Genomic DNA, 8,613 nt, shown 5'->3' with positions numbered 1-8,613 from the left:
ACCGGCTGCCGCCCCTCGTGCGCCAGCCGCTCCGTCTCCGCCGCCCCCTGCCCGCCGACGGTGGCGATCCGGCGCAGTGAGCGCCCGCCCCGCAGTCGTTGCCGACGATCGACCCCCGGCTGGCCGTGGCGCTGGGTCGGCCGCAGCACGGGGACACGCTGACGCAGCGGGCCGGGCGCTCACTGCGCCGGATCGCCACCGTCGGCGGGCAGGGGGCGGCGGAGACGGAGCGGCTGGCGCACGAGGTGCGGCAGCCGGTCGGCATCGGCCGGATCATCGCGGTGACGTCGATCCGCGGAGGCGTCGGCAAGTCGACCGTGGCCGCACTGCTCGGCCGTACCTTCAACCACCACCGGCACGACCCGGTGCTCACCCTGGAGGCGGACGGCGCGCTCGGCACGCTGCCCGTGCGGATGGGCGCCCAGTCGGTGCGCTGGAGCTGCGCCGACCTGGCCCGCATCCTCAAGCCGCGCATGCAGCTCACGGACATCATCGGCTACCTGGTGCCCGTCACCGACGGCGGCTGGCTGCTGCCCGCCGGGCAGGGCCGGGTGGGGGCGCCGCTGGACGTGAAGACGTACCGCACGGTGACGCTGAATCTGCAACGGCACTTCGCGGTGACCGTCGTGGACTGCGAGACCCTGCCCGGCGAGGTGGCGCGGACCGCGATGGACACCGCGCACGCGCGCGTGGTCGTGGCGCCCATGACCGCCGAGGGCATCCACGGGACGCGCCAGGTGCTGGACTGGCTGGGCCAGTTGCCGCACTCGGCGCTCGCCACGACCGTCGTCGCGCTGATCGCCGGTTCCCCGGACGCGACGCTGGACACGAAGACCGCCGCCGCGCATCTGCGGGAGCCGGGCGTCCCGGTCGTACTCATCCCGTACGACCGGCATCTGGCCCAGGGCGGCCCGATCCACACGGAGATGCTGGGGCAGGGAACCCGGGACGCGGCGGTGCGGCTGGCCGCCGAGTCACTACAGCGCGCGGTGCACGTCCAGCGCAGGTAGGCCCCCGAGCCCCGGGGGCACGACGCCGAAGGCGTCCACCCCGCCAGCCAGTCGGCCCCCTACGGGCCTCCCTGAAGACCCCTTTGGCGCCTCCCCGAAGCCCCCTTACGGCTCCCCCGAAACCTCCTGCGGCGCTTCCCCGAAGCCCCCTGCGGCGCCTCCCTGAAGCCCTCTACGGCGCCACCCCGAAGACCCTCTACGGCGCCTCCCCCGGCGGCGGCGTGGGCGCCCCCGGCAGCCGTACCGTCGCCACCGTCCCCCCGCCCTCCGCCGGGGCGAGGGTCACCGTGCCGCCGGACTGGTGGACCGTGCGGGCGACGATGGACAGGCCGAGGCCGGAACCCGGGAGCGCGCGGGCGCTGGGTGAGCGCCAGAACCGGTCGAAGACATGCGGGAGTTCATCGGCGGGGATGCCCGGCCCGTGGTCGCGGACGGTGAGGACACCGTCGGCGAGGCGGACGTCGATCGTGGCGCCGTCGGGACTGAACTTCACCGCGTTGTCGAGGATGTTGACGACGGCCCGCTCCAGCGCGGCCGGCTCGGCGAGGACGTACCACGGCTCCAACGCGGCGGTGATCGTCAGCTCGGGTCCGCGCAGCCGCGCCCGGCGCAGTGCCGACTCCACGGCGTCCTCCAGGGACACCACCTGCATCCGCTCCCCGCGCTGCGCCTCCGAACGGGACAGTTCCTGAAGGTCGCCGATGAGCGAGGCCAGCTCGGTCATCTGCGCCTTCACCGAGGCCAGCAGCGCCTTGCGGTCGGCAGGGGGGATCGGGCGGCCGGTCTCCTCGCTGCGGCCCAGCAGCTCGATGTTGGTGCGCAGGGAGGTCAGCGGGGTGCGCAGCTCGTGCCCGGCGTCGGCGATGAGCTGCTGCTGGAGCTCGCGGGAGGACGCCAGCGCGGACGTCATCGAGTTGAAGGAGCGGGACAGGCGGGCCACCTCGTCCTCGCTGTCGTCGTCCACGGGGATGCGGATCGACAGGTCCTCGGTGCGGGCCACGTGCTCCACGGCCTCCGTCAGCTTGTCGACGGGCCGCAGCCCGGCGCGCGCCACGGCGAGCCCGGCGGCGCCCGCGCCGAGCACACCGACACCGGAGACGAGGAGCAGGAGCAGGGCCAGCTCGTTGAGGGTGGCCTCGGTGCTGCGCAGCGGTACGGCGATGAGCAGGGCGGCGTTCTGCGCGGCGTAGCGCCCGGTCGGCGCGTCCACGACCAGTGCGGTCGTCAGTACGCGGACCGGGTTGCCGTCGCTGTCGGTGCCGTTGCGGATGATCGGGGTCTCGGGGTCGGGGTGCTCGGCGAAGGCCCGGTCGGCGGAGGTGACCTTCACGGTGCCGGTCGCGCCGGGGAAGACGCACGTGTTGCCGTCGGCGCGCACGATCTGCGAGTAGCCCCGCACGCGCGGCCCGAACGGCAGGCTGCTCGACGGGGACGAGGAGCAGCTGTCGATCGCCGACAGGAAGAGGTTCTGCTGCACGGGGCGGGCCGCCGCCGAGCGCAGGTCGGCGTCGAGTTCGGCGTACAGCTTGCCGCGGACGATGAACCAGCAGGTCACCGACACCGCGGCGACCGCGAACGCCACGGCCGCCGCGACGAGCAGCGCCAGCCGGGAGCGCAGCGGAAGTGTGCGGACGCGGCGCAGGAGCTTGTTCACTCCGAGCCGCCCTGCCGCAGGACGTAGCCGACGCCTCGGACGGTGTGCACGAGGCGGGGTTCGCCGCCGGCCTCGGTCTTGCGCCGCAGATACATGACGTACACGTCGAGGGAGTTGGAGCTGGGCTCGAAGTCGAAGCCCCACACGGCTTTCAGGATCTGCTCGCGGGTGAGGACCTGGCGCGGGTGCGCCATGAACATCTCCAGCAGGGTGAACTCGGTGCGGGTCAGCTCGACGGTCCGGTTGCCGCGGGTGACCTCGCGGGTGGCGAGGTTCATCCGCAGGTCGGCGAAGCTGAGCACGTCGTCGTCCTCGGCGGCGGCCACGGCTGCGGCGTAGGAGCTGCGGCGCAGCAGGGCGCGGATACGGGCGAACAGCTCGTCCAGTTCGAACGGTTTGACGAGGTAGTCGTCGGCGCCCGCGTCCAGGCCGGTCACCCGGTCGCCGACGGTGTCCCGAGCGGTCAGCATCAGGATGGGCGTGGTGTCGCCGGCGCTGCGGATGCGGCGGGCGGCGGTCAGGCCGTCCATGCGGGGCATCTGGATGTCGAGGACGATCAGGTCGGGCCGGCAGGCCAGTGCCTTCTCCAGCGCGTCGGCGCCGTCGACGGCGACCTCGGTGGCGTACCCCTCGAAGGCGAGGCTGCGCTGGAGGGCCTCGCGCACCGCGGGCTCGTCGTCGACGATCAGGATGCGCTGCGGGTCACGGTCGCCTTCGGCGGGGCTCATCGGTGGCGGTTCCTCGGGTGCGGTGGTGTGGTCGTACGGCCGCGAGGCCCATCCGCGCGGCCGGTCTCAGCGTCGCATGTCCGGCGGGCGCACGGCCAAGCCCACCGGGCCGGGTCGTGCGTACGCCGTCCGCCGGGGTCAGTCCTGTGCGCCGGAGCGCAGGTTCGCCAGGTCGGCCTTGACGGTGTCGATGGGGATGGCGAAGCCGAGACCGACGCTGCCGGCGTCCGAGGACGAGTCGGAGCCGGAGGCGGAGTACATCGCGGAGTTGATCCCGATGATCGTGCCGTTCATGTCGATGAGCGCGCCGCCGGAGTTGCCCGGGTTGAGGGAGGCGTCGGTCTGGATCGCCTTGTACGTCGTCGTGGACGAGCCGGTGTCGCCGTTGAACTGCCGGCCGCCGAACTCGAACGGCCAGCCGTTGTCGCCGCCGCGCTGCTGCTGCCCCTCGTCGGTGGAGACGGTGACGTCACGGTCGAGGGCGGAGACGATGCCGCTGGTCACGGTGCCGGTGAGGCCCTCGGGCGAGCCGATCGCGACGACCGTGTCGCCGACCTGGACATTGCTGGAGTCGCCGAGGCGGGCCGCCTTCAGCCCGGAGGCGCCCTCCAGCTTGATCAGGGCGAGGTCCTTCTTGCTGTCGGTGCCGACGACGGACGCGCTGTATTTCTTGCCGTCGCTGGTCTCCACCTCGACACGGGTGGCGCCGGCGACGACGTGGTTGTTGGTGAGGATCTCGCCGTCGGAGGTGATGATCACGCCGGAGCCGGTGGAGGAGCCGTTCGGCAGGGTCGCCCGGATCTCGACGATGCTGGGGCTGACGGCCGCCGCGATTGCCGCGATGTCGCCCTTCTGGGAGGCGGGGACGACGCTGGTGGCGGTGGTGCCGGGGGCGCTGCTGTCGCCGCCGGTGAGTTCCTGGATGCCGTAGGCGGTGCCGCCGCCTATCGCCGCGGCCACGATCGCGACGGCGGCGAGCAGGGCGACGGGGCCACGGGCGCGCTTCTTGGGCGCCGGGGCGTCAGCCGGGGAGGCGGCGGTCATGCCGTGCGCCGGGGGCTGCGGCGGAGCGGGGGGCGCGCCGTGCGCCGGGGCCGGTGCCGGAGTCGCGCCCTGCACCGGAGCAGGTGCCGGGGGGTACACCGGAGGGGGCGGCCACTCGGGGTTCACCGGGGTCTGCTGGTAGTAGCTCTCGCTCTCGGTCATGTCGGTGAGCCTCGCCGCCGACCATGAGAGCCGCCTGAGACCGGGCTGAGAAGCCCGACAGAACCTCGTATGCCCGATATAAAGACGCTGGTCGGGCGATGATCGGGAGGGCGGCCGTCAGACGCCGGCCAAGGCGCGGGCTGTCAGGCGAGGGTCGGTCGCCGGCCGGGGCAGGTGCGGGCTGTCGGGCGAGGGTCGGTCGCCGGCCGGGGCACGACCGTCGGGCCCGCCTCAGAGAACAGAGATTCGCTCCGCGCCCTAGTCGCAGCCGCAGGACCGCCGTACGACGAGCCGGGACGGGAACACCTTCAGCCGCTCCTGGCGTGAGCCGGCCACCCGTACCCCGTCGTCGAGGACGAGGTCGACGGCGGAGCGGGCCATCGCCGAGCGGTCGGAGGCGACCGTGGTCAGCGGCGGGTCGGCCAGCGCCGCCTCCTTGATGTCGTCGAAGCCGGCGACTGCCAGCTTGCCCGGCACGTCGATGCGCAGCTCGCGGGCGGCCCGCAGCAGGCCGATGGCCTGGTCGTCGGTGGAGCAGAAGATCGCCGGGGGCCGGTCGGGTCCGGAGAGGATCTCCAGGGCGATGCGATAGGCGTCGTACCGGTTGTACGGGGCCTCGAAGAGGCGGCCCTCGGTGGATATCCCGGCTTCGTCCATGGCGCGCCGCCAGCCTTCGACGTGGTCGGAGACGGGGTCGCCGACGGCGGGGGTCTCGGCGGTGCCGCCCATACAGGCGACGTACTCGTAGCCGTGTTCCAGGAGGTGGCGTACGGCGAGCTGGGCGCCGCCCAGGTCGTCGGTGACGACGGCGACGTCGTCGATGGCCTCGGGCCGCTCGTGCAGCAGGACGACGCGGGCGTCCCAGGCGTCGATCTCGGCGGCGGCGAGGTCGTTCAGCGCGTGGGAGACGAGGATCAGGCCGGAGACCCTCATTCCGAGGAAGGCACGCAGGTAGTGGACCTCGCGTTCTGCGACATAGTCGGTGTTGCCGACGAGGACCATCTTTCCGCGCTCGGCGGCGGCCCATTCCACGGCGTGGGCCATCTCGCCGAAGAAGGGCTGGCGGGCGTCGGGGATGATCAGCCCTATGAGGTCGGTACGGCGGGACGCCATCGCCTGGGCGACCCGGTCGGGCCGGTACCCCAGCTCCTTGATCGCGGCGAGGACACGCTCGCGCGTGGCCGGGGCGACCGGCCGGGGTCCGTTGTTGATGACGTAACTGACCACGGCGGTGGAGGTCCCCGCCAGCCGCGCCACGTCATCCCGAGTCACCTTGGCCACGCGCGGAGTCTACGCGGAGAGACCCGCTCTGGGCAGGGCGTATCAGAGCGTGGATACGCCGGGAATGTGCGACCGCAACGGTCGGCGCGGTCGCTCTCCGGCAGCGATCAGGCGTCGGCGGTGACCTCGGAGGGGCTCACGGACGATGAAGTGTCCGCTTCATCCCTCTTTGTCCGCTCGGACTTGGCCTTGGCCTCCTCGGCGGACCGGTCGGTCTTTTCCGGCGTAACGAATCGATAACCGACGTTCCGGACAGTGCCGATCAGCGATTCGTGCTCGGGGCCGAGCTTGGCCCGCAGCCGCCGTACGTGCACATCGACGGTGCGGGTGCCGCCGAAGTAGTCGTAGCCCCAGACCTCCTGGAGGAGCTGGGCGCGGGTGAAGACCCGGCCGGGGTGCTGGGCCAGGTATTTCAGCAGCTCGAACTCCTTGAAGGTGAGGTCCAGCACGCGGCCCTTGAGCTTGGCCGAGTAGGTGGCCTCGTCCACGGACAGGTCGCCGTTGCGGATCTCCATCGGGGAGTCGTCGTTGACGATCTGCTGCCGGCCCATCGCCAGCCGCAGCCGTGCCTCCACCTCGGCGGGACCCGCGGTGTCGAGCAGGACGTCGTCGATGCCCCAGTCGGCGGTGACGGCGGCGAGGCCGCCCTCGGTGACGACGAGGACGAGCGGGCAGCCGGGGCCGGTGGACCGCAGCAGCTGACAGAGGCTGCGCACCTGCGGGAGGTCACGCCGGCCGTCGACGAGGATCACGTCGGCACCCGGGGTGTCGACCAGGGCGGGGCCCTCCGCCGGGGCGACCCGCACGTTGTGCAGGAGCAGTCCGAGCGCGGGCAGCACCTCCGTCGACGGCTGGAGGGCGTTGGTCAGGAGCAGCAGAGAACTCATACGTCTGGTTCCTCCTCGGTCCCTGCGAGGACGTTTTCGGCCACAGCACTGCTCTGCGATCCCGAAAGGCCCCATACACGAGCGAGTGTCCCGCTGTCGTTCCCGCTTCGTATACAACGCTTCCGAAAGCACAAAAGGACCCGGGGGCTACGCTGCCCGGATCCTCTGCCCAGCAGAATAGCCCACATGAGCTGTGGTCCGGCAGGAGATGTGGCGCGTTCCACCGATCGTCCGAGGAGTGAGACGGCCGGGCGGGGGCCCGCGCGCACGTTTCTGCGGACCGCCGACGGGGTGTCCATCGACGCGGTGTACGACCCCGGAACGGCGGCCGGCGACACCTCCGCGCAGCCTTCCGGACGCCCGGTGTTCGTCGTCGCGCACGGCTTCACGGGCGATGTGGACCGGCCGCACGTGCGGCGCGTCGTGTCGGTCTTCCGCCGGTACGGCGCCGTGGTGGCCTTCTCCTTCCGAGGTCACGGGGCCTCCGGCGGGCGTTCCACGGTCGGCGACCGCGAGGTGCTGGACCTGGCCGCCGCGGTCGCGTGGGCGCGCCGGCTCGGCCACGCGCGCGTGGTCACCGTCGGCTTCTCCATGGGCGGCTCGGTGGTGCTGCGGCACGCGGCGCTGTGCGGCGGCGGGCGCGGCGCGGGCGACGCCGACGGCGGGCGGGACGGCTTGCGCGCACCCGAGGAGCGCTTCACGGATGCACAGGCGCACGAGGGGCGCACGGACGCGGTCGTGTCGGTGAGCGCGCCCGCCCGGTGGTACTACCGCGGTACGGCGCCGATGCGGCGGCTGCACTGGCTGGTGACCCGCCCGGTAGGCCGGCTCGTGGGCCGCTACGGGTTCCGCACCCGTATCCACCACCGCGAGTGGGACCCGGTGCCGCTCTCCCCGGTGCAGGCGGTGCCGAGGATCGCGCCGGCGCCGCTGCTGATCGTGCACGGCGACCGCGACGCCTACTTCCCCCTCGACCACCCCCGCATGCTGGCCGCCGCGGCCGGTGACCACGGGGAACTGTGGGTGGAGCCGGGGATGGGCCACGCCGAGAACGCCGCCGCCGACGACCTGCTGGAGCGCATCGCGCGCTGGGCGCTCGCGCAGGGCGGCTAGCCTTTCCGGTGTTCACAGCCGACCGACCGGTTCCGCGAGGAGCCGACCGGTCCACCGACGAACCCACCCGAGGGACGAGATGGCACAGGTCACGGTGCGCTACTGGGCGGCCGCCAAGGCCGCGGCCGGTGTCGCCGAGGAGCCGTACGACGCGGACACCCTCGCCGACGCGCTGGCCGCGGTGCGCATGAAGCACCCCGGCGAACTGACACGCGTGCTTCAGCGCTGCTCGTTCCTCGTCGACGGGGATCCGGTGGGCACGCGCGGGCACGAGACGGTACGGCTGACCGAGGGCGGCACGGTCGAGGTGCTCCCGCCGTTCGCAGGAGGGTGAGCCGGCGATGACCGAGCAGCCGTATCAGCAGCAGCCGTACCCGCAGCAGGGCCGGCCGCAGCAGGGCCAGGCACAGCAGCCGGGGCCGTATCAGCAGACGTCGTACGGACAGCAGGAGGCGTACGGGCAGCACGCGCCGCACCAGGAGCCGCACGGGCACCGGGCGTCGTACGGACATCAGGGGTCGTACGGGCACGAGGCGTCGTTCGGGCACCAAGCGTCGTTCGGGCAGCAACCCTACGACGAGGACCCGCAGCAGCAGACCCAGCAGTGGCAGGGCCGGACCTGGGAGACCCATCTTCAGGCGCCGGTCACGGCGGTCGGCGTGGAGGAGACGGCGTACCTCCCGCCGCAGGCCTACGCCGCCGCCCCGCAGCAGGAGGCCCTCGCCCCGCAGACC

8 protein-coding genes and 1 pseudogene are annotated in these 8,613 nt (G+C 72.8%); 4 read left to right on the top strand and 5 right to left on the bottom strand.

Annotation, left to right across the window (positions count from 1 at the left end; all coding sequences use genetic code 11):
- The first annotated feature begins 98 nt into the window (after positions 1–98).
- A complete protein-coding gene (locus MTQ10_RS24110) occupies positions 99–1,010 on the top strand; it encodes a type VII secretion protein (protein WP_247472261.1) in 912 nt (303 codons plus the stop codon).
- Positions 1,011–1,206: 196 nt separating this feature from the next.
- Here MTQ10_RS24110 and MTQ10_RS24105 read toward each other — a convergent pair whose 3' ends face one another.
- From MTQ10_RS24105 to MTQ10_RS24085, 5 genes are all read right to left on the bottom strand, one after another.
- Complete coding sequence (locus MTQ10_RS24105) at positions 1,207–2,664, bottom strand: sensor histidine kinase (protein WP_247472260.1); 1,458 nt, start codon at positions 2,662–2,664, stop codon at positions 1,207–1,209.
- Complete coding sequence (locus MTQ10_RS24100) at positions 2,661–3,392, bottom strand: response regulator transcription factor (protein WP_247472259.1); 732 nt, start codon at positions 3,390–3,392, stop codon at positions 2,661–2,663. Before MTQ10_RS24100 ends, MTQ10_RS24105 begins: the two co-directional genes overlap by 4 nt.
- Positions 3,393–3,530: 138 nt before the next feature.
- Positions 3,531–4,598: a S1C family serine protease gene (locus MTQ10_RS24095; RefSeq protein ID WP_247472258.1), complete on the bottom strand. Its 1,068-nt coding sequence runs from the start codon at positions 4,596–4,598 to the stop codon at positions 3,531–3,533.
- A gap of 258 nt (positions 4,599–4,856) precedes the next feature.
- A complete protein-coding gene (locus MTQ10_RS24090) occupies positions 4,857–5,879 on the bottom strand; it encodes a LacI family DNA-binding transcriptional regulator (protein WP_247472257.1) in 1,023 nt (340 codons plus the stop codon).
- A gap of 107 nt (positions 5,880–5,986) precedes the next feature.
- Positions 5,987–6,766: a response regulator transcription factor gene (locus MTQ10_RS24085; RefSeq protein WP_247472256.1), complete on the bottom strand. Its 780-nt coding sequence runs from the start codon at positions 6,764–6,766 to the stop codon at positions 5,987–5,989.
- A gap of 186 nt (positions 6,767–6,952) precedes the next feature.
- Between MTQ10_RS24085 and MTQ10_RS24080 the strand changes: the two genes are divergently transcribed.
- From MTQ10_RS24080 to MTQ10_RS24070, 3 genes and pseudogenes are all read left to right on the top strand, one after another.
- Positions 6,953–7,879 (top strand): alpha/beta hydrolase, encoded by a 927-nt coding sequence (locus tag MTQ10_RS24080; RefSeq protein ID WP_247472255.1) that lies wholly within the window; start codon positions 6,953–6,955, stop codon positions 7,877–7,879.
- 79 nt (positions 7,880–7,958) lie between these two features.
- The gene (locus tag MTQ10_RS24075) at positions 7,959–8,213 is read left to right on the top strand and encodes a MoaD/ThiS family protein (RefSeq protein WP_247472254.1); all 255 of its coding nucleotides are present in this window, start codon (positions 7,959–7,961) and stop codon (positions 8,211–8,213) included.
- Positions 8,214–8,220: 7 nt separating this feature from the next.
- Positions 8,221–8,613 (top strand): annotated as a pseudogene (locus tag MTQ10_RS24070) (hypothetical protein); the annotation flags it as partial.

It is taken from the genome of Streptomyces sp. XM83C (genome assembly GCF_023072675.1).
In the GTDB taxonomy this organism is placed as follows: Bacteria; Actinomycetota; Actinomycetes; order Streptomycetales; family Streptomycetaceae; genus Streptomyces; species Streptomyces thermocoprophilus.
Note: the sequence above shows the minus strand (reverse complement) of the source record. Positions and strands in the feature narration are given on the sequence as shown.

Bases quoted from the DNA above. Each gene is read 5' to 3' on its own strand.
- MTQ10_RS24100 (WP_247472259.1), bottom strand. From the start codon at position 3,392: ATGAGCCCCGCCGAAGGCGACCGTGACCCGCAGCGCATCCTGATCGTC.
- MTQ10_RS24095 (WP_247472258.1), bottom strand. From the start codon at position 4,598: ATGACCGAGAGCGAGAGCTACTACCAGCAGACCCCGGTGAACCCCGAG.
- MTQ10_RS24085 (WP_247472256.1), bottom strand. From the start codon at position 6,766: ATGAGTTCTCTGCTGCTCCTGACCAACGCCCTCCAGCCGTCGACGGAG.
- MTQ10_RS24080 (WP_247472255.1), top strand. From the start codon at position 6,953: ATGAGCTGTGGTCCGGCAGGAGATGTGGCGCGTTCCACCGATCGTCCG.
- MTQ10_RS24075 (WP_247472254.1), top strand. From the start codon at position 7,959: ATGGCACAGGTCACGGTGCGCTACTGGGCGGCCGCCAAGGCCGCGGCC.